The sequence below is a fragment of the Winogradskyella endarachnes genome, from assembly GCF_009741275.1.
GTDB classification, from domain to species: domain Bacteria; phylum Bacteroidota; class Bacteroidia; order Flavobacteriales; family Flavobacteriaceae; genus Winogradskyella; species Winogradskyella endarachnes.
The window spans coordinates 212204-235400 of record NZ_WOWS01000004.1; the positions used below are offsets into that span (position 1 = coordinate 212204).

Here is a 23197-nt window from a genome sequence, read left to right on the forward strand (position 1 = left end):
CTTTTTGTTTCGTGGTTTCGGTTTAATTTTACTTTATAAATAACTATTAATAACCTTAATAATTTCGTTATATGCTAAAATATGTTCTCTGTGCTATTGTATCCATAACATTAATAAGCTGTGGAATTACAAATGATACGTTGAGTACTACAGAAGAAAATAAGGTAACATTAGCCTATCTAACAAAAGCAAAATTAGGAGAAGGTGCCATTTGGAATGATAAAACAAAAGAACTCTATTGGATAGATATAGAAGGAAAGTCCTTAAATATTTATAATCCAAAAACTAATATTAATAAGGTTTTAAAAACACCATCTCGAGTTGGGACGGTTGTACCAAAAAATAAGACTGAAGCTTTAGTAGCCTTAGAAGATGGTATACATACCATAAATTTAAAAACAGGATCAACATCTTTGTTTTTAAATATGAAAGATGACTTAAAAGGAAAACGACTTAATGATGGGAAATGTGATCCTTCAGGAAGATTTTGGGTGGGTTCAATGCACTTTAACCAAACCAAAGGAGAAGCTAAACTTTTTTGTGTCACTAACAAACCAGAGTTAGAAACCAAAATAGATAGTGTTACTATTTCTAACGGCATTGTATGGACATCAGATAAGCAAACCATGTATTATATAGACACACCAACATCACAAATAAAAGCCTACGATTTTAATAATGACACTGGTGCAATATCTAATGAAAGAATAGCTGTTGAAATACCCGAAGAGTTAGGATATCCTGATGGAATGACTATAGATAAAGAAGATATGCTTTGGGTTGGCATGTGGAATGGAAATGCTGTTATTCGCTTTAACCCAAATACAGGTAAAGTACTTAAACGTATAGAAGTTCCGGCTCATAATATTACATCTTGTGCTTTTGGAGGCGACAATTTAGAGATTCTTTTTATTACCTCAGCACGTGTAGATATGACCGTAGAAGAATTAGAAAATTATCCGCTAGCAGGTTCCATATTTAAAGTTGTTCCTGGAGTTAAAGGCGTGAAAAGTAATTTTTTTAAAAATTGATTAACAATCCAAGTACATATAAATCAACTATGAAATTATCACTAAAAACCTTAACCTTATTATTCATTTTTATTTGTTTTTCGGCTTGTTCTAATAAAGAATCACAAAGCGAATCGAGAAGCTCTGAAGAAGATAAGATAGAATCTCAAATCGAAGACATTCTATCTAAAATGACGCTTCAAGAAAAAATCGGACAAACCAATTTAAGGGGAACGTCGAGTAGAGTAAAAGGTGAATTACCAGAAGAACTAAAGACCGCAGTTAGAAACGGAGAAATTGGTGCCTTTTTAAACGTTATGAATTTAGATTATGTAAAAGAATTACAACGTATTGCCGTAGAAGAAAGTCCAAATGGTATTCCGTTAATTTTTGCAAGAGATGTCATTCATGGTTTTAAGACGGTTTTTCCAATTCCATTAGGTATGGCCGCATCTTGGGATGCTGAGGTGGCTAGAAAATCTTCAGAAATTGCTGCTTTTGAGGCTAGTTCTGCTGGTATTAGATGGACCTTTGCACCTATGTTAGATATTGCTAGAGATAGTCGTTGGGGACGCATAGCAGAATCACCAGGTGAGGACCCTTATTTAGCTTCTATTTTGGGTAAAGCTTATATAGAAGGTTTTCAAAGTGATGATTTAAGCAATCCAACAACAATGGCGGCATGTGCAAAACACTATATTGGTTATGGAGCAGCCATTGGAGGAAGAGATTATAACACTGTAAACATATCTGAACCCTTATTAAGAAACGTATATTTACCGCCTTTTAAGTCTGCTTTAGATGCAGGTGCGGCAACCGTAATGAGTTCTTTTAATGAAATTAATGGAATACCAGCCACAGGAAACGAGTACCTATTAAAAGATGTGTTAAGAGACGAACTAAATTTTGATGGTTTTGTAGTAAGCGATTGGGACTCTACAAAAGAAATGATTGCACATGGCTATGCACGAGATGATAAACATGCAGCAGAATTATCAGCTAATGCAGGTTTAGATATGGAAATGAATAGTAAAGTCTACGAAAACCATTTAAAAGAATTAATTGATGAAGGTAAAGTCTCTTTGAAGCAATTAGATGAATTTGTAAAGCATATTCTTCGTATAAAATTAAGATTAAATCTTTTTGAAAAGCCGTATATACCAGAAAATCATACGGGTAATTTATATGCAGAAGCACATTTAAAAGAAGCTAAAAAAGCTGCTGTTAAAAGTACAGTTTTACTTAAAAATGAATCCATATTACCATTGGCTAAAGATACAAAAGTTGCTGTAATTGGACCATTGGCAAACAAACCTCACGAGCAACTAGGCACATGGACTTTTGATGGTGATAAAACGCATACTGTAACACCTGTTGATGCTTTTAAAAAATCGGAAGTTAACTTTCAATTTGTTGAAGGTTTAACCTACAGTAGAGATAAAAGTACAAATGGATTTGAAGAAGCTATTAAAGCAGTTAATAACGCAGATGTTATTTTGTTTTTTGGAGGTGAAGAAGCTATTCTTTCTGGTGAAGCACACAGCAGAGCAAACATAGATTTACCTGGTGCTCAAACAGAATTACTGAAAGCCTTAGCCCAAACAGGCAAACCTATTGTACTTATAATTATGGCTGGTAGACCAATAACCATTACTAATATTATAGATGATGTAGATGCTGTATTAATGGCATGGCATCCAGGTACAATGGGAGGAGAGGCTTTACATGATATTATTTTTGGAAGGAGTGAACCACAAGGAAGATTACCAGTATCTTGGCCAAAAGCAGCTGGACAATTACCATATTTTTACAATCATAAAAATACTGGCAGACCAGCAGAGGTAGATCAATTTGTACAAATGGATAGTATTCCTATTGGTGTATGGCAGAGTTCTCTGGGTAACGATTCTCATTATTTAGATATAGGTTATACACCTCATTTTCCATTTGGTTATGGTTTATCTTATACGGATTTTGAATATGAAGATATTTCAGTTTCAAAAGATACGATTAGTTTTAATGAAGACATTACAATTAAAGCCTACGTAAAAAATACAGGTAAGACCTCTGGAAAAGAAATAGTTCAATTATACATACAAGATGTAGTAGGAAGTATTACCAGACCAATAAGAGAATTAAAAGGATTTAAGCATGTGTCATTAAAACCAGGAGAAATAAAAGAAGTCTCATTTACTATAAGTTCGGTAGATTTAAAGTTTACAAATTCTAAATTAATAAACAATGCGGAAGAAGGTGCATTTAATGTTTGGATAGCACCAAACGCAGCTTCAGGTTTAAAAACGTCCTTTTATTTGAAGTAGTAATGATAGACTATACGCTTATAGTTGCGGTATTTGCTGGCATTGCCATTTTATTGGCGCTGATACTTAAATATAAAATCCAAGCATTTATTTCACTATTAATAGCTAGTATTAGTGTTGGTATACTTGCCGGAATGCATCCTGGAGATATCATGTCTACCATAAAACAAGGAATGGGAAACACCTTAGGTTTTGTAGCCGTAGTTGTTGGTTTAGGTGCAATGTTTGGTGCAATTTTAGAACATTCCGGAGGTGCAAAAGCATTAGCCACTTATTTATTAAAGACGTTTGGCCAAAAAAATGCTTCTTGGGCCATGGTAATTACTGGTTTTTTCATTGCTATACCTGTTTTTTTTGATGTGGCTTTTATAATTATAGTGCCTATTTTATATTCACTTCAGCGCAAAACAAAAAAATCTTTATTGTTATATGCCATTCCGTTATTAGCAGGTTTAGCAATAACACATTCATTTATACCACCAACACCAGGACCCGTTGCTGTGGCTGATATTTTGAATGCAGATTTAGGTTGGGTTATTTTATTTGGTTTTATTGTTGGTTTGCCTACAGCTGTGGTTTGTGGCCCATTATTTGGAAAATATATTGCTGAGAAAATATATATTGAAGCACCAAAGTTAGAGACTGAAATAGCCTTAGTTGAAAACTATCCTTCAGTTAGACTAATTATATCTATAATAGGAATTCCGATACTGCTTATAGTAGGTAATACAGTTTTAAATAGTGCTTTATTTGAAGAAGGAACAATACCTGAAGATTTAAAAGATTGGTTAGGAATGATTGGTCATCCATTTTCCGCTTTAATTATAGCCAATTTAATTGCTTGGTACTTTCTGGGTATTAAGCGAAATTTTACCAAAGAAAAATTACTAGACATTACAACCAAATCTATGGGACCAGCCGGAATTATAATTCTATTAACAGGAGCAGGTGGTGTGTTTAAGCAAGTTTTGGTTAATACAGGCACAGGAGAAATGTTAGCTAATTACTTTGCAGATAAGGGAGTAAGTGTAATGTTATTTGCCTTTTTAGCAGCTGTACTTATTCGTGTTTTACAAGGCTCTGCTACGGTTGCAATGATTACAGCTGCAGGCATAACAGCGCCACTTTTAGCAATTGGTATTACTGAAACAGATAAAGCTTTATTGGTTATTGCCATTGCTTCAGGTGCTTCAATAGCATCTCATGTTAATGATAGCGGCTTTTGGTTGGTAAGTAAATATTTAGGTTTAAATGAAAAACAAACTTTTAAAAGCTGGACTGTAATGACAACCTTACTTTCTTTAACTAGCTTTATTGTGGTATTAGTTTTATCATTAATAGTTTAATTTACTTTAATAAACTGCAGATAATCATTGTTTTTGGCAGCAATAATATAATTGTCGTTTCCAATTTTAATATTAGAAATATCTTTTGTGTCTCCTTTTATAAATAGTCCGCTTGTTTGTGTATCTACAGCTTTAAAATTGCCTTTACCATTTCCTTCAAGATAATAGCCAAAACTACCGTCATTTCTTGGTGTTTCTACCTCAGAAACGTATAAGTTACCGGCTATTATAATATCTAAGTTTCCATCGTTATTAAAATCTTGTACAATAGTTTGGTTAATAGACGAAAACTGAGCTTCAATGGGTAAATTATGACTTATAAATTTACCATCTTTATTTTCGAGATAAATACTTGCAAATGATTTAACTTGGTAATGCAATGATTTATTTAATTCTTCTTCTGTATAAACATCAACTAATGTAGCTTTAGAGAAGCTGTTATAGTCTTTAAATTTACTTTTTATAGCAGGTATTTGTTGAGAAGAGCAAGAGCGTCCCCTTAAAGGTACTTGTTTGCCTTCACTATAATAACTAAGCACAATATCATCATGGTTATTATTATCAAAGTCTTTAACATAAATATCAAATGTTTCGTCTTCAGTAGCTTTGTATTTGTAGTTTAGTCCGTTATTACCTACTATAAAATCTTGGTCACCATCATTATCAAAATCACCAGATTTTATGCTCCACCACCAGCCAGTGCTATTTTCTTTTGTTAATCCCATTTGTGAGGATATGTCTTCAAAATGTGATTTTTTGTTTTTAAAAACCTTAATTGGCATCCACTCTCCAACCACAATAATATCTAACCAGGTATCATTATCAATATCGGTTATTACTGCACTTGTTGCCATACCTAAGTTTTGAAATCCGTCTGCAAATTGGTTGGTTTCATCTGAGAAAGAGACCTCGTTTTTTGTGCTATTATTTAACAATAAATAGCTATTAACAGGTGAAGGGTAATGTTCTGGTAATTGCCTTCCTAAAACTAAAAGATCTTGTTTTCCATCTTTATTAAAATCTGCATTATAAACATTAGAACCACTTATAGGCATATTAGGAAGTACACTTTTTGTAAATTCTCCATTACCATTGTTTAAGTATAAGCGGTCTTGATAAAAGCTTGAGTTAGCGGAAAATTCATAACCTCCACTTACCACATATAAATCGTTGTCGCCATCTGCATCTGCATCGAAAATTAATGCACCTACGTCTTCGCATAAATTGTCTTTTTCTAAAAATGTTTTATTTCCTTCAGTAAATCCATTATTAGATTGAAAGTAAATACTACCAATATTACTATGCGAACCTCCAATAAAAAAATCATCTAAACCATCATTATTAAGGTCGCCTACCGCCAAAGCTGGCCCAAATGAAGACATTTTGTGAGGAAGTAAAACTTGTTTTTGAAAATCGTCATAATCGTTTTCTATATGTTTATGTTTAGGAAGGTTATTACTGTTTATAGTTGTGAAAAGAGGATATGATTCTTCTGAGGTTTCTTTTTCTAGTTTTGCGTTTTTATAGTTTAGAATAAGATTTTGATTTGCCTTTACATTTTTTATAGTTTGAGTTTTACCATCTGTCCAAGTTACTTTTAGTTGCTTTATTATTGTTTTATTGTTTATACCAAAATTGAGTCTTGGAGCTACAGAAGATTGAAAGCCTCTAGTTAGCGTTAATTCTTGCATTTGGGTTTGGTCTTCTGTGATGATTTCAACACGGTTTCCTAGTCCGAATTTGTTTTTATTTGTTCCTTTAAACTCAATTGAAATGTAATTATTAATTTCAGAGCTATTGTTTTTAAAAACAGAAGCATAGTCGTCTACATTATTAATAATTATTTCTAAATCACCATCGTTATCTAAATCTGCATATGCTACACCATTAGAAAAACCTTTGTACTCAATTCCCCAATCTTTGTTAGCATTTTTAAAATCTAAATTACCGTTGTTTCTAAACATAAAATTATCTGTTTTTTCAGAAGGTATTTTTAGGCTTTTTTCTAGATCGGTAAGGTTTGTTGTGTCGTTTTTAGAGTAGGTATTAAAGAAGTCTGTGTTGTTAATTTCTCTTCTAACACCATTAGTAATATATAGGTCTTTATAACCATCATTATCAAAATCTGCAAATAGAGGTGCCCAACTCCAGTCTGTTGAAGAGGTTCCTGTTAATCTAGATATATTAGTAAATTGTGGAATTTCATTATCTGTGATACCAGTGTTTAATTGCATACAATTGTGCATGTATTGGTAATGAAATCCCATGTAAACAATTTCGTGAAAAAGTTGTGGATTCATGCTAGACATGTTGGCTTTTTGCCTTCTACTACTTTTAGAATCCATATCTGCTTGAAAAATATCTAAAAAGCCATCGTTATTAATGTCTGCAATATCTATTCCCATACCGTAAAAAGAAGTTTGGTTTGTTGCATCTTTTACAACATTTTTAAACGTATTGTCTCCATTATTGATATACATAAAATCAGGAATACTGTAATCATTAGATACATAGAGATCCTGCCAACCATCATTATTAATATCTGCAGCAGTTATACCTAAAGAAAAACCATAACTTTTTACGCCTGCCTGTTCAGACACATTTGTAAATTTCTCTCCGTCATTTCTGAAAAGTTTATCAGATTCGGTATTATTTACAGTTTTCATTCTGTTAACATATGTAAAATTAGATGTATTTACATTAGATATAGGGTAATTGGCAACATATAGGTCTAAATCGCCGTCATTGTCGTAATCAAAAAATGTACCTTGTGTAGAGTTTGCAGCATCGTCAACACCATATGCTTCTCCCTTTTCTGTGAATGTGTTATTACCGTTATTAATATAAAGTTGGTTTCGTCTTTCATTAGATAAACCCGCAACAGAACAATAAATATCTAGTAAGCCATCTCCATTAATATCCGCCATAGTAGATCCTGTATACCATCTGCTATCTCCACTTATATTAGCTTTTTCAGTAATATCTTCAAATTGAAGATTGCCTTTGTTTAGATACAGTCGGTTTTTTACTTGGTTACCTGTAAAAAAGAGGTCTATTAGTCCGTCATTGTTAATATCTCCAGCAGATACACCACCACCCATATAAATTGAGGTGTAGTTAAAATAATTCATGCTATTTGTTTCTACTAGTGTATTAGAAAAATTAATACCTGTAGATTTAACACCTAATTTTTTAAATACCTTAGTATTATCTAGGGATTTGTTTTGGCTACATCCAAAAACTAGACTTAAAATAATGAGAGATACTAATCTAATTGACATCTTAAAGCATTTTTAAAATCTAAAAAAACAACGTAGTAAAAATACCACGTTGCTTTTAAAAACTAATCTACAAACTATAATCAATTGTTTATTATTAATAACCAGGGTTTTGATCTTCTATGGTCATTAATTCGTTTTTATCTATTTCTGTTATTGGAATAGGGAATAAATCGTTTTTAGATGTGTAGCCAGTACCTGCTAATTCAGTTGCTGCTTTTCCCCATCTAACTAAATCCCAAAAACGTTGACCTTCATGAGCAAGCTCTAAGAATTTTTCATCAACAATGGCTTCAAATAAATCATTACCTGCTACAGAGTTATCAATATCTGCTAAGCCTGCTCTATTTCTAACTTTATTTAATTCAATTCTTGCTAGGCCGTCTTGAGAGGTTTTGTTATATGCCTCTGCAGCTAATAATAATACTTCTGCATAACGGAATAATCTAAAATTAGTTGAATAGTTTAATTCTAAAACACCACCATCACTAGTATCTTCAGTTTTTGTTGCATATTTAATTCTAATAGCACCTTCATAGTCTTCAATTACTCCACCTGTGGCTGCAGTAGGATCAACAGAACCACCTCCTGCTATTAAATCTGCTTCTGATAATACAGTTGCTGCTTTTCTGTTTACATCTCCCGCTGAATCAAAGGCGTCTACTAATTTACTAGAAGGAAGGTTAAAGCCCCATCCATTAATTAATTCTGTTCCGGTTAAATCAAAAATACCATCACCACGTGGTCCCATTAATTGAATATGCAGGTTGCTCTCGTTTCTTCCGCCCCAAGCTATATTTCCCCAATCTCTTGCCGATGTAGATACATAGCCAATTTCTAATAAAGATTCTATTCCAAATTCATGATCAATATTCCAAACGTCTTCAGGATTAGGTTCTAAATCATGAGAGGCATTACTGATTACACTTTGAAAATAAGGTAATGATTCTGAGTATTTTTCTTGAAAAACAAGAACTTTACCCATTAAAGCTTGTGCGGCACCTTTAGAAACTCTAAAATTATCTGCTAATGCTGATTTTTCTGGTAAAAATGATATAGCATCTAAAAGGTCTGACTCAATTTGAGCGTAAACGTCTGCTCTTGATGATTTTGCAATAGGAAAATCTTCAGCACTGCTAGGTACTGAAACCCTTAGAGGAACGTCACCAAACATAGTTGTTAATTCAAAATGACACCAAGCTCTAAAAAACTTAACCTCTGAAATTACTCTATCCTTGTTACTAAGATTAGTGTCCTGTACATTTTCTATAATTAAATTTGTTAATGCAATTGTTCTATAAAATAGGTCCCAATTACTAGTTACAGAAACATTAGATGAAGATAACGTATTGTAATCATCAATATCGTGCAGTTGTGGTTGGTCTGTTGGTCCGCTTCCTCCTGCTCCAGCGTCATCGCCAGGAAGTAGCTTTACTAAAAAGGCACTATGCCAATCTCTACCATAATTATATTGCATTAAATCGTATACGCCAATTACGGCTTTTTCTACGTTACCTTCTTCTAGAAAATAAGTTTGTAAGTCCTGACCATCTAGTCTAGGGTTATTTGTAAAGTCATCATCACAGGCTACAATACCTAGGAGGGCAATACATAAAAGTGTTAAAAAAGTTCTTTTCATAATAGTCTGTTTTTTTTATTAAAAGTCTAATGCTAGTCCAAATATTGCTTTTGCTGCTGTAGGGTAGAATCCTCTATCTACACCAATAGCATTAAAACTAAAGTTTCCAATTTCAGGATCTAAGCCAGAGTAATCTGTGAATGTAAAGAAGTCATCTAATGAAACATAAACTCTAAAATTATCTAGTTTTAATTTGTCGCTAAAGCTTCTTGGCAGTGTATATCCAAGTTGTATTTGCTTTATTCTCATATATGAACCATCTTCTACAACTAAATCTGTATCGTAAGCAGATGCTACATTTGCAGCGCCTGGAAAACTTGCGTTATCACCTGGTTGTTGCCATCTGTTATTAAAGAAATGTATAGGTTTATTGGTTATTGCTCTAGAAGGTTGGTGGTAAGTGGCAACGATATCATTTCCTATAGTTCCTTGAAACTGAAGATTAAAGTCGAAAGATTTATAACCTAAACTAATATTTCCACCATATAATACATCTGGATGAGGTGAGCCAATCATGGTTTTGTCTGCATCTGTAATGTCTCCGTCATTATTGGTATCAGCAATAAGAATTTCCCCTGTATTAGAGTCTATTCCTGTTGTTTGATAACCATAGAAATACCAAGCCGGTAACCCTTCTGAAAACCTTGTGATTCCTTCTGCGTTCTGTGGTGCGCCTGCACCTGTTAAATAACCAGCGTCTCCAACATAAAGAATTTCGGTAACTTCATTTTTTAAAGTGGATAAGTTGGCATTAATACTGTATGTAAAACCACCTTCCGTAGTGTCTGAATATCCAAGTTCAAATTCAAAACCTTGATTAACAATAGTACCTGCATTAAAGGCTTGTGAATTAAAGCCAGCAGAACCTGGAGTTATTAAACTTCCGTCATCAACAACAGCATCTCTTGTCGTTTTTTTGTAATATTCTGTTGTAAATCTTAATTTATTATCAAAAGCTCTTAAATCAATACCAAAATTTAATTGTTCTGATGTTTCCCAAACTAAATTTTCATTAGAATAGCCAGTTATTTGAGCACCTGTATTTCCTAAGTAATCAATTCCTAAGCCATTTAATGCTTCAATTATATACGTTTTATCTGCATTTCCTGTTAAATTACTTCGACTACCATTTTGTCCCCAACTTGCTCTTAATTTAAGGTAGCTTATAGGTGATTCAGTTTTCCAAAAATCTTCTTTAGACACTAACCAACCACCAGAAAATGCAGGAAACACAGCTGTTCTGTTAGCTTCTGGAAATTTATCTGACTTGTCTGCTCTAATGGAAGCTTCAAATAAATATATACCATCATAATCGTAAGATAATCTACCGTATGTAGAAACCATATTATCTAAATATGGTAAGGGATTTGTTACGTTTGAATTAAAACCTGGTAAACTAAAATCGAAACCAGTAAACTCATCTATACTAACGGATCCACTTGTTGCTTTTAAGGTTACATTGTCTCTATCTTCGGCAGAATATCCTGCAAGTAACTTAAAATTGTGATTTTTGAAAGACTTATTGTAGGTTATAAAATTTTCCCACAACCATCTTTTGTTTTCATATTTTGTATGAGAACCTGTGTAGGCTGTGTTTGAAGCTTCAGAAGATACATAATATGGATTAATCATGTTTTTAACATCTATTCTTCCAGTTTCTTTACCAAATCTTGTTGTAATGCTTAACCCTTCAAGTATATTTAATTTTAAATATGCAGAATATAAAGACTGTACATCATTTGTAATAGTTTTGTTCATAACGTTAGCATATGCAACAGGGTTTACCACCTCACCAGTAGAATAGCTTGGGTAGCCATAAACATTTCCATTACTGTCTGTTAATAACGGAACATTGTTTGCAGCAGCGTTGTCTAAAACGGATTGTGGTACATCTGCTAAACTATCATAAATTACAGGAGTTAATGGGTCTATAATTAACATGTTTTGAATAACACCTCTGGTATCACTGTTTTCTTGAATACCAAATCTATCTGAAAAAGAATATGTTGCGTTTACACCAACTTCTAAAAATTTGGTTAACTCACTTTTAAAGTTAAATCTGAAAGTTTTTCTTTTAAATGAAGAGTTTTCTTGCCCAACAATACCTTCTTGTTCTAAGTGGCCCATTGATCCATAGAAAGATGTTTTGTCATTACCTCCAGAAACATTTAAATCGTATCGGGTTAGTGGTGCTTTGTCAAATGTAGAGTCTATCCAGTTTGTGTTATAACCATTATCTACTACAGAAGAAATACCTGCCTCATTCATATATTGAACAAATTGAGAAGCATTCATTAATTCCATATCAGTATTAACAAACTGTGTACCTAATTGTGTGCTAAAACCAACTTTAATGCCGCCTCTACTACCTCCTTTTGTAGTAATGATAACAACACCATTTGCACCTTCTGTACCATATATGGCAGCAGAAGCTGCATCTTTTAAGACTTCCATACTCGCAATATCACTAGGCGCAAGTGTTGCAATAGAAGAAGATTTCATTCCATCTACAATATATAAAGGCTCAGAAGACCCACTTGAACCAGCACCACGAATACGAATTTGTGCACCTTGACCAGGAGAACCAGATGATGAAGTAACTGTAACACCAGAAGTTCTACCTTGTAAAACCTGCTCTACTCTTTGATTAGAAGAACTTTTAATTTGTTTAGAATCTATACTAGATATGGCTCCTGTAACTAAGCTCTTTTTCTTAGTTCCATAACCTACAACTACTACTTCTTCTAAAGAATTTTCATCCTCTATTAGCGTTACGTTAATTACAGATTGATTGCCAACGGTTATTTCTTGAGTTATATAGCCTAAATAGCTAACTACCAACACGGAAGTTGTAGAGACATTTTCAATGGTATATTTACCATCAAAATCGGAGGATGTTCCATTGGTAGTACCTTTCACAATGATACTAGCACCAGGCAGTGGCATGTCTCCACTACTTACAGTACCAGTAACTGTTTGTGCTTGGGAAAATACACCAAACAGAATGGTCAATGTGAAAAATAATTTTTTGAGTAGTTTAATCTTCATAAAAATTGTTTTTTAATTGTTAGTTTATTAGTTGTTTAGTTTAAAAGATAAATACCGCTAAAAAAATGATTAGACAAATAATAGCAGTGATGAGAATAAGCTCACTTAAGAGTTTTGGTTTAGAGTTTTTGATTCCCATTAAACAAATGTTAAAAAATTATTAAATTATAAATATTAATTTTAGAGCATCTGATGTAAATTTTGATGCGTTTTAGCGCAAAAGCCCTTTAAATTCAACATGTTTCTTTTAGACTGCAACATTTTTAATATTATAACAACTAAATCAATTTTATAAATAATTCGTATTTTTTAATAAGTAAAAATATGATATTATTAAAAAATTACACAGCCTTAAATTATGTATAATGAAGAAAAAAGTCTTTTTCTTAAGTAGGAATTATGGTGTTTTTATTTCAATTTCTTTTGGTAGTATTCCAAAATAACTTTTGAAACATTTGGTGAAATATGAAGGTGAAGAGAAGCCTACTTTATAACAAACCTCGCTGATATTACTATTACCCATTTCTATCATTTGCTTGGCTTTTAGTAACCGGATATTTCTTATAAATTCATTGGCTGTTTGGTTAGTAAGTGCTTTAATTTTTCTATAAAATTGACTTCTGCTTAAATTTAATTGAGACGCTAGAGATTCTACATTTAAATCTGGATCGCCAATACTTTCATTGATAAAGCTTAGTACTTTTTCAATAAACTCTTTATCCATTGAAGTGGTGTTTTTTGTTTCTACATCACTTATAACATTAAAGTATTTGTTAAAAATTAATTGTCTGCTTGTAATAAGCTGTGATAATCTCAGCTTTAATAAGCCCATATCAAATGGTTTTACCATGTAAGCGTCTGCGCCATTTTCTATGCCTTCCATTCTGTTTTCTATTGTTGTTTTTGCGGTAAGCATTAGTAATGGAATATGGCTTGTTTTAATGTCGCTTTTTATGTGTTTACAAAATTGAAATCCGTCCATTTCTGGCATAATTACATCAGTCATTATAATATCTGGGAGAACTTCTTTTGCCATTTGTAAACCTTCTTTTCCATTTTTGGCTAACAGAATTTTGTATTGGCTTTTTAATTCGTTTTTTAAGTAATTTCTTAATTCGGTATTGTCTTCTACGATTAATAATGTACGAGAACTTACGTTGGCGTCTTCTTCACTATGGTTATTTGTAGATTCCTCACTTTGTTTAGGTATAAAATAAGTTGCTTGCTTTACTTGGTCTTTTACGTTCTCGGTTAAAGTTTCTGTTTCACTAAAACAAGCATTTCCGGCCGGTAAAATTATTGTAAATGTTGTGCCTACTCCTAGTTCACTAGTTACTTTAATTTTTCCTTTATGTAATTTTACGAAATTTTGTACCACTTCTAACCCTATACCTGTACCACCGTAATAGGTTTTATTTAGATTATCTACTTGATAAAAGCGTTCAAAAATATTTGCAATTTGTTCTTCTTTTAATCCTGGTCCTGTATCTGAAATTGATATTTCAATGGCTTTAATTTTTTCTTTATCATTTGCTAAAGGTAAATCTACCAAGTCTTCTTTAGAGGAAATATCTATGGTAATGGCGCCTCCTTCTGGTGTTACTTTAAATGCATTAGACAAAATATTAAAAATTATTTTTTCTAGCATACCTTGATCGGCATAAATAGCAATGTCTTGCACATCTGTATCAATACTGAGGTGAATGTTTTTAATAAAAGCTTCTTCTTTAAAGTAACTGGTTACGTTTTTTGTGAATGCTACTAGGTTTAATTCACTTACTTTAATACGAACTTTGTTTAAGTCTAATTTTCTAAAATCCAATAATTCGTTAATAAGACGATAGAGTCTATTGGTATTTTTATGGATGGTGTTATGTTTATTTTTTACTCGTTCTGGTAGGTTTTCGCTGTCATTTTTAATTATATCTTCAAGCGGACCAATAATTAAAGATAGTGGAGTTCTAAACTCATGAGAAATATTTGTAAAAAACTGAAGTTTTTTCTCGTTGAGTTCCTTCTCTAAAAGTCGGTTGTTCCTTTCGTTTAAAACAAGCTGTTTGTCTCTAATTCTATTTCGGGTTATTTTATTTAATAAGTATAGTCCTGTTAGAAATAAAAGTATGTATGATAATATGGCCCAAATTGTTTTCCACCAAGGAGGCAATATGGTAATTTTTAAATCTAAAGAAGATTCGTTCCATACACCATCGTTGTTGGCTGACTTTAGTTTAAAAGTATACGTGCCAGAATCTAAATTTGTATAAGTTGCACTGCGTTTTTTACCAACATAATTCCATGCGGTTTCATAGCCTTCTAAATAATAAGCATATTCGGTTTTTTCTGGTCTGGTGTGATTAATACTAGAATACTCAATTGTAAAAACAGATTGCTGATTTGTAAGTGTAATAGCATCTGTATTTGAGATTACTTTTTTTAATGGAGACCCATTTTCGTTTGGTAAAACACTTTCGTTAAATAATTTAAAATCCGTTAAATATGATGAAGGTAGGCTATTATTTACCTTAATTTCTATTGGATTAAAATAATCTATGCCTTGAAAATTTCCAAAGTACATTAAACCGTCCTTGTCTATAAATGCAGAATTTATATTATAATCATTAGATAATAAGCCGTCATTTACTGTGTAATTGGTAAATGTATTTGTTGATACGTTTAGTTTTGTAATACCAGAGTTACCTGCAATCCAGATATTTCCGTCAGCACTTTCTTCAATACTATTTACATTTTCTTCTACCAGGTTATTAAGTTTATTATACCATATAAATTCTTCTTCATCCGGATTGTATTTGCACATACCAGCACCTCTTGTGCCTATCCAGATATTGCCGTCGGTACTTTCAAAAAGTGATAAGATATTGTCTGAACTATTATGGTTATTAAAATTTTCTGGCATTTTATTGCGCATGTCTGTTACAGAAAACTTACCATTTGCTTGTTTTTTTATTTTGTAAAGTCCTGCTTCTGTACCAATCCAAATATTATCATTTTTGTCTATAATTACTTTTCTTATTTCAATATTAGATATTCCGTTTTCTGCAAATACTCCAGAATTATAGTGTGTAAAACCTTTAGTTTTTGGATTATAGGAATAGAGCCCATTAGTGTAAGAACCAATCCAAATAATGCCGTTTGCATCTTCTGCAAGAGTGAGAATTGTGTTAGATGCTAAATTATTTGTATTTTCTATACGGTAGTTAACAAATTTTTTAGATCCCTTTTTTAGGTAAAATAAACCCTTCTCCCAACTACCTGCCCAAATATTTTGGTTGCTATCAATTAGTAACGCTTCAATATAATCGCTGGTAAGTCCATGTACATCTTTATTACTAGAGTTAATATGAGTAAAATTGTTTGTTTGTCTATCTAAAACATCAATTCCGCCTCCATCCATGGCTATCCATAGTTTATCATTCTCATCTTGGACGATAGCTGTTACTGAAACATGTTGTAGAGAATTTGGATTTTGAGAGAGACTATTTATTTCGTTAAACTTATCGTATAATTTGTCATAAACGGAAACACCTTGGTTATAATATCCAAGCCATATTCGCTCGTTATTATCAATATATAACGACCAGATGGAGTTAGATAGAATACTGTTGTTATCTGTTTTGCTTGCTTCGTATTTATTTAAAACAGTGCCATTATTCTCAATATGATATAAGCCATCATTTTCGGTACCACATAATATGGTGCCATTTTTTAAGTCTACAAGAGATAAAAATTGATTAGAAGATAAGTGAAACTGATCAATTGTAAATAAGTTGTTGTTATTTTGATTGGAACTTACTTTAATTAAGCCATCGGTTTCTGTACCTACCCAAATGTTGTTTTGCACATCTATAATTAAAGATTCAATGGCATTCTCAACCGTATTTTCTCCTTGTTCAGTTATAAAAACAGAGGGTTTTAAGGTATTTGTATTATAATCATATTCTTTAAGACCTCTATCAGTAGCAATGTAAATTTTACCATTATTATCAATTTGAATTCCCTTTATGTTAAGAGGAATAGATTCTATGGACTCCTTGCTTATAATACGTTCTATTTCGGTACGCTCTGCATTCATTTTAAATAATCCAGTACTTAGTGTACCGATAAATAAATTTCCGTTTTTATCTTCCATTAAACTGTTAATGGAAATGTTTGAGTTATGGTTTAAATGAAATAACGAATTAGGTATGCGATTAAAATAATCGTTTTCTCTGTTGTAATAATTTAGTCCATTATCTGTGCCAAACCAAAGCCTATTTTTGCTATCTAAATAAGAACTTTGAACCAAACTACTACTTAAAGATGTAGAATCGTTTATAATGTATTTGTAAGACGAATAATTTATACCATCATAACGATATAAACCAGCCCCATTTGTACCTAACCAAATAAAACCTAAATTGTCTTGAATTATTGTGTAAACCCCAACTTTAGAAATACCTTCTTTTATACTCACAAAATCATACTTTTGAAGCGGCTCTTGAGACCAAATACATTGGTTTATAAAGCATAATAAGAATATAAAAAGGCGATACTTTATTTTCATTTTAATAATATTTCTCTAGCGAGATTTACTCAAATTTACAGTTTTATTTTACATTAGTTGTAGCTTTATTTTAGCTTTTCTTCCAGAAGTCTTCAATCTCTTCTAGCGATTTTCCTTTAGTTTCTGGTATATATTTGTAAGTGACAAAAACAATAACAAGAATGAAAGCTATGAAGATAAAGTAAGGTAATGAGCCATGCCAAGGTGAGCCATTATTTATATCGCTTCCCATTACAACCGGAAAAGTTTGAGACACAAAAGCATTGGCTGCCCACTGCGCTGCCACAGCAATAGACATGGCAAAACTTCTAATTTTATTAGGAAACATTTCTGATAACAAAACCCAAACTACAGGTCCCATTGACAGGGCAAAAGAACCAATAAAAATTAAGACACCTAATAAAGATATGATACCTACAGATTCTTGTTGTAAACTTATACCTAAGAGTAAAAAGCCTAATACCATACCTGCAGAACCAATATAAAGTAAAGGTTTTCTACCATTTTTGTCTACTGTATACATTGCCACAAGAGTAAAAACTAAATTAACAAAAGCCAACAAAATTTGTTGTGCTAAAATGTCTTCTTTTCCAAATCCAAGGGCTTTTTCAAAAATATCTGCACCATAATATAATACAGCATTAATTCCGGTAAATTGTTGTAAAACAGATAATAAGGTACCAATTGCAATTATGCTTATTATAGCTTTAGATAAATAATTGGTTTTAACTTTTACATTTTCTTTTTTTAGTGATTCTTTTATGTTTTGTAATTCTTTAGAGGCTTCATCATCATTGTGTATTTTAGAAAGAATGGTTTTTGCTTCGCTGTCATTGCCTTTTAAAACTAACCATCGTGGACTTTTAGGGACAAAAAATAAAAGGATTAAAAACAAGGCACTTGGTATTAATTCAGACCAAAACATACGTCGCCAACCTATACGAATATTTTCAGACTCAGATAAATTATTTCCTATTGCATATGTGGCTAAAAAGACAATAAAAAAACCTATTACAATGGCTAATTGATAGTAGGTTACCATTTTACCTCTAATGTGGCTAGGCGCAATTTCTGCTATATACATTGGAGCATTCATTGAAGCAATACCAATACCAAGTCCTCCTAAAATTCTAAAGAAAACTAATGTAGAGATGGTTTGCGGAAAAATTTCTGGTAAGCCAGAACCATAAGCAGAAATTGAAAATAAAATAGCCGAGATTATTAAAGAGTGCTTTCTGCCAAGCTTAATACTCAGAGGTCCTGCGGCAATGGCGCCAAATAGGCAACCCATAAGTGCGCTACTTACAACCCATCCTTTCATGCCATCTGAGAGTGTAAAATATTTACTTAAATAAAATTGTGCGCCATTGATAACTCCGGTATCATAACCAAATAATAATCCACCTAATGCAGAAACTGTTGTTATTAATAACAAAAAAGATTTTTTAGACATGTAAGTTTATTTTGTGTGTTATTCTATATTTTTTAATAAATGTAATTGGTTAAAAAAAATGAAGAGATTATAAATCGAGCAATTAATGAAACAAATGATGCATATGGTGTTTTACATAGAAAACACAAGGCATGTAAAGCCTTGTTTTTTGTTAGAATTACCAGCGGTTTAGATTCTATTTAAAACAGTATCCTTAAAATATTAATGCTGAATTAGTATTTTCCTAATTAAAATGCTCTCAATTTCATTTCTATATAAAAATGAGAGTAGATGTTTTTAATGTGAAATCCCTTCGTTATATTTGGTTAGATATAACGCTCTAGTTAGCATGATTTCAGTTCAACAAGCATTAGATATAATTGATAGGTTTCCAAATAGGTTTTCTTCTGTAGAAGTGAAGCTTCAAGATGCATTAAATTTGGTTTTGTTTGAAGATGTGTTTTCACCTATAAACATGCCACCATTTAGGCAATCTGCCATGGATGGCTACGCTATTCAATATTCAGAAGCAGAAAAATTTACAGTGATTGAAGAATCTAAAGCAGGCGATTCTACAAATTATACGCTTAAACCAACAGAAGCTGTTCGTATTTTTACAGGAGCATTAGTGCCAGACCATGCAGATACTGTGATTATGCAAGAACATGTTGAGCGTGAAGACCAATTTATTCAGATTCAAAAAATGCCTTCAAAATTTGCTAATATTCGTAAAACTGGCGAGCAAATTAAAACAGGAGAATTAGCATTAAAAAAAGGAACCAAACTAAATGAAGCAGCTATAGGTTTTTTAGCCTGTTTAGGTGTAACCACTGTTTCGGTTTATAAAACACCAAGTGTAGCAATTTTAGTAACTGGTAACGAATTACAACAACCAGGAACGGATTTAGAAATCGGAAAAATATACGAAAGCAATTCCGTAATGCTCAAAGCAGCATTACAAAAATCTGGAATAAAAGACATAAAAATCATCGCTGTAAAAGATGATTATGATGCGACAAAAATATGTGTAAAAAAGGCTTTACAAGCTAATGACATATTATTAGTTTCTGGTGGAATTTCAGTTGGAGATTACGATTTTGTAAAAGAAGCCTTATTAGAAAACGATGTTGAAGAGTTGTTTTACAAAATTAATCAAAAACCAGGCAAACCATTGTGGTTTGGTAAAAAAGAAAATACATATGTATTTGCATTACCAGGGAATCCGGCTTCTGCGTTGACGTGTTTCTATATCTATACGCTTCCATTACTAAGAAAAATGTGTGGTTTTAAAAATAATCACTTACAAAAAGTAATAGCAAAAAGTAAATCAGTGATAAAAAATCCATCTCAAAAAACATTGTTTCTCAAGGCTTATTTAGAAAGCGAATTTGTTGAGATATTGCAAGGTCAGAGCTCAGCGATGTTGTACACTTATGCCATGAGTAATGTATTGATTTGTGTAGATTCTGAAACAGCTGAAGTTAACATAGGAGATGAGGTTACCTGTATAAAACTAGACGTATAATGGAAATAAAATCGAGACTTTGGATTGAGAAAGAAGGTAAACCCTTTATTGGTTTTGGGCGCATTAATTTATTGAAGCAAGTTGATGAAACAGCCTCAATAAGTGCCGCCGCAAAAGCGTTAAAAATGTCTTATAAAAAAGCATGGAATCTACTCAATGAGATAGAAACTTTAGCAGAACAGCCGGTTTTGGTAAAAAACATTGGCGGTAAAAATGGAGGCGGAACTCAAGTAACAGACTATGGAAAATCATTAATTCTTCAATTTGAAACTTTAAACCAAAACTGTATTAATTTTTTAGAAGCGGAATACAAGAAATTAGAATTATGAATATAATGTCTACAGATATATGGGTCATTTTCTCTATTGCTTTAATTGGCATTGCATTTCTGTACGCAAGTGTTGGTCATGGAGGCGCAAGTGGCTACATAGCTTTAATGGCAGCATTTTCATTTCCTGTAGATTATATAAAACCAACGGCTTTAATTTTAAATATTTTTATTTCCGGAATTTCATTTTGGTATTTTAAAAAGCACAATCATTTTAAATGGAATCTGTTTTATCCTTTTGCAGTGGCATCTATTCCTGCGGCATTTTTAGGAGGTTATATTACAATTGATGCGCAAGTGTATAAAATAATCTTAGCAGTTTTCTTATTGGTTGCTATCTTCAGAATTGTGTTTGCGTCTAAAGAAAGCACAACCACTAAAGTTGAATTTAAAACCCTTTTCGCCATAGGAATTGGTTTGTTTATAGGTTTGTTTTCTGGAATGATTGGTATTGGAGGCGGCATTATTTTAAGTCCAATTATCATCCTTTTAGGTTGGGGAAACATGAAGGAAGCTGCAGCAGTTTCGGCACTCTTTATTTTTGTGAATTCCGTTTCTGGTATTTCTGGTTATGCGTTTAACCATTCCATTTCTGTAGCATCCTTCAAATTAATACCTATTGCATTTATTGGAGGTTTTTTAGGTGCTGTTTATGGTAGTCATAAAATCCCAAATACGGTTTTAAAAAACATCCTTGCTGTTGTATTATTAATTGCTTGTTTTAAACTGACATTGATATAAATGAGTAATAAAACCAACATATCAGTTTATATTTTATGTGGCGGATTAAGCTCGCGTATGCAGGAAGAAAAAGGACTTGTTTTGTATAAAAACAAACCGTTTGTAGCACATATTATCGACGCTGTCATTCCAATTAGTGAAAGCATAGTTCTAGTTACAAAAAACGACGCGTATAAACAATTTGGATATCCGTTAGTTGCAGATATTTATGAAAACAAAGGACCTGTTGGAGGCATTTATTCGGCATTAAACCATTCAGAAAATGAATTCAATCTGATTTTAAGTTGTGATATCCCAAATATAAAAACAGCTGTTTTAAACACCTATTTGTTGCAAAATTTTCAAAGCCATTCCATTTCTTATTTAAAAGATGATGAAAGCGATTATCCATTAATCGGAATGTATTCAAAAAAATTAACGTCACTTTTTAAAGCGGCAATTTTAGAAAACAAATTAAAGCTTTTAGACCTTATAAAAACAACGGATTATAATACCATTCAAATTAAACCTGAAGCAAAATCAGCCGTAAAAAATATAAATACAAAAGAAGAATTAACAGCTTTAAGCCAATTAAAATAATGACAGAACACACAAAAAAAAGACCTAAGGTTGTATTGGTTGGCGCTGGACCAGGAGACCCAGAATTGCTAACACTAAAAGCCGTAAAAGCGCTCAATAAAGCTAAAGCTGTTTTGTACGATGCTTTGGTAAATGAGTCCATTTTAGAGCATGCACCAAATGCGGTTAAACTGTTTGTTGGTAAACGAAAAGGCGCACATGCATATTCGCAAGATGAAATCAATGATTTGTTAGTAGAATACGCTGAGAAATACGAATATATCGTTCGGTTAAAAGGTGGCGACCCATTTGTTTTTGGACGCGGAAAAGAAGAAACCGATTATCTAGAAACTTTTGGGATTAGAACCGCAATTATTCCAGGAATTACCTCTGCAATTGCCGTTCCTGCTGCAATTGGTATTCCTGTAACGCAACGAACCGTTACCGAAAGTTTTTGGGTTATCACAGGAACAACGTCAAGCAGAAAATTATCTGAAGACGTAAAATTTGCAGCTAAATCTTCAGCAACTGTGGTTATTTTAATGGGAATGGGAAAACTAGCAGAAATTGTTTCTATTTATAAGCAAAATAATCGTGAAAATCTGCCTATTGCAGTCATTCAAGATGGTACAAAAACCGATGAAAATTCTGGTGTTGGTACCATAAATACCATTGAAGCTATTGTAGAAGAGAAGCAATTAACAAGTCCTGCAATTATTATCATTGGCAATGTGGTTAATGGTCATAAAAGTGCATTAACTTATTTTAAAGAATCGTTTATGGACGACGATTTTATCTATCAAAATTTAAATATAAATCCATAATATGGAACGTAACGAGTTATACCCAATATTTGTAAAAGTACACGAGCTAAATGTCTTAATTGTAGGTGGCGGAAATGTTGGTTTAGAGAAACTATCTTTTCTTTTAAAATCTAGCCCTAATGCCAACGTAGAAGTTATTTCTATAGACTTTTTACAGGAGTTAGTTGACCTTGCTGAGAAGCATCCAACCGTAAAATTAACGCAAAAGGCTTATGATATTTCAGATTTAGAAAAACGTCATATGGTTATTGGTTGTACCGATAATCTCGATGTGAATTTGCAAATAAACAGAGAAGCTAAAGCCAAATATTTATTGGTAAATATTGCAGATACACCAGACCAATGCGATTATTATTTAGGAGGCATTGTCACTAAAGGACACGTAAAAATTGCGATTTCTACCAACGGAAAATCGCCAACAACGGCAAAACGTATCAGACAATTTTTAGAAGATGTCATTCCGGAAGATGTTAATGAAATGGTGCTTAATCTCAACGAATTTAGAAAAACCATTAAAGGGAATTTTGAAGAAAAAGTAGAAAAAATGAATCAGGTTACAAGAGCCTTGGTAAACAAAAAGAAATAA

The 23197-nt window shown here is 32.4% G+C and carries 14 protein-coding genes; 9 read left to right on the forward strand and 5 right to left on the reverse strand.

What is annotated here, in order from left to right:
* The first annotated feature begins 71 nt into the window (after nt 1-71).
* From GN138_RS11795 to GN138_RS11805, 3 genes are read left to right on the forward strand one after another with little or no spacing between them, the layout of a single operon-like run.
* Entirely contained in the window at nt 72-1031 is a 960-nt protein-coding gene (locus tag GN138_RS11795; protein ID WP_157364200.1) for an SMP-30/gluconolactonase/LRE family protein, read from the forward strand.
* Nucleotides 1032-1060: 29 nt separating this feature from the next.
* Nucleotides 1061-3331 carry a glycoside hydrolase family 3 N-terminal domain-containing protein gene (locus GN138_RS11800; protein ID WP_157364201.1) on the forward strand — a complete coding sequence of 757 codons (2271 nt, stop codon included), beginning with the start codon at nt 1061-1063 and terminating at the stop codon, nt 3329-3331.
* A 2-nt stretch (nt 3332-3333) separates the two neighbouring features.
* A complete protein-coding gene (locus GN138_RS11805) occupies nt 3334-4677 on the forward strand; it encodes a GntP family permease (protein ID WP_157364202.1) in 1344 nt (447 codons plus the stop codon).
* Here the strand turns inward: GN138_RS11805 and GN138_RS11810 are convergent.
* From GN138_RS11810 to GN138_RS11830, 5 genes are all read right to left on the reverse strand, one after another.
* Complete coding sequence (locus GN138_RS11810) at nt 4674-7958, reverse strand: VCBS repeat-containing protein (protein ID WP_157364203.1); 3285 nt, start codon at nt 7956-7958, stop codon at nt 4674-4676. The genes GN138_RS11805 and GN138_RS11810 overlap by 4 nt on opposite strands.
* A gap of 94 nt (nt 7959-8052) precedes the next feature.
* Nucleotides 8053-9594 (reverse strand): RagB/SusD family nutrient uptake outer membrane protein, encoded by a 1542-nt coding sequence (locus GN138_RS11815; RefSeq protein ID WP_157364204.1) that lies wholly within the window; start codon nt 9592-9594, stop codon nt 8053-8055.
* Nucleotides 9595-9612: 18 nt separating this feature from the next.
* On the reverse strand, nt 9613-12642 hold the full coding sequence (locus GN138_RS11820; protein ID WP_157364205.1) for a SusC/RagA family TonB-linked outer membrane protein: 3030 nt from the start codon (nt 12640-12642) through the stop codon (nt 9613-9615).
* A 397-nt stretch (nt 12643-13039) separates the two neighbouring features.
* On the reverse strand, nt 13040-17203 hold the full coding sequence (locus GN138_RS11825; RefSeq protein ID WP_157364206.1) for a two-component regulator propeller domain-containing protein: 4164 nt from the start codon (nt 17201-17203) through the stop codon (nt 13040-13042).
* Between the two features lie 70 nt (nt 17204-17273).
* The gene (locus tag GN138_RS11830) at nt 17274-18656 is read right to left on the reverse strand and encodes a sugar porter family MFS transporter (protein WP_157364207.1); all 1383 of its coding nucleotides are present in this window, start codon (nt 18654-18656) and stop codon (nt 17274-17276) included.
* A 328-nt stretch (nt 18657-18984) separates the two neighbouring features.
* Between GN138_RS11830 and GN138_RS11835 the strand changes: the two genes are divergently transcribed.
* The 6 genes from GN138_RS11835 to GN138_RS11860 are packed head-to-tail and all read left to right on the forward strand — an operon-like array spanning nt 18985 to nt 23197.
* Nucleotides 18985-20160 carry a molybdopterin molybdotransferase MoeA gene (locus GN138_RS11835; RefSeq protein WP_157364208.1) on the forward strand — a complete coding sequence of 392 codons (1176 nt, stop codon included), beginning with the start codon at nt 18985-18987 and terminating at the stop codon, nt 20158-20160.
* Complete coding sequence (locus GN138_RS11840) at nt 20160-20489, forward strand: winged helix-turn-helix domain-containing protein (protein WP_157364209.1); 330 nt, start codon at nt 20160-20162, stop codon at nt 20487-20489. The genes GN138_RS11835 and GN138_RS11840 overlap by 1 nt, the downstream gene beginning before the upstream one ends.
* A gap of 5 nt (nt 20490-20494) precedes the next feature.
* Nucleotides 20495-21229, forward strand: a complete 735-nt coding sequence (locus GN138_RS11845; protein ID WP_231743075.1) for a sulfite exporter TauE/SafE family protein — start codon at nt 20495-20497, stop codon at nt 21227-21229.
* A complete protein-coding gene (locus GN138_RS11850) occupies nt 21230-21808 on the forward strand; it encodes a molybdenum cofactor guanylyltransferase (protein ID WP_157364211.1) in 579 nt (192 codons plus the stop codon).
* Nucleotides 21808-22611, forward strand: coding sequence for a uroporphyrinogen-III C-methyltransferase (cobA, locus tag GN138_RS11855; protein ID WP_157364212.1), 804 nt, complete (start codon nt 21808-21810; stop codon nt 22609-22611). Before GN138_RS11850 ends, cobA begins: the two co-directional genes overlap by 1 nt.
* A 1-nt stretch (nt 22612) precedes the next feature.
* A complete protein-coding gene (locus tag GN138_RS11860) occupies nt 22613-23197 on the forward strand; it encodes a precorrin-2 dehydrogenase/sirohydrochlorin ferrochelatase family protein (RefSeq protein WP_157364213.1) in 585 nt (194 codons plus the stop codon).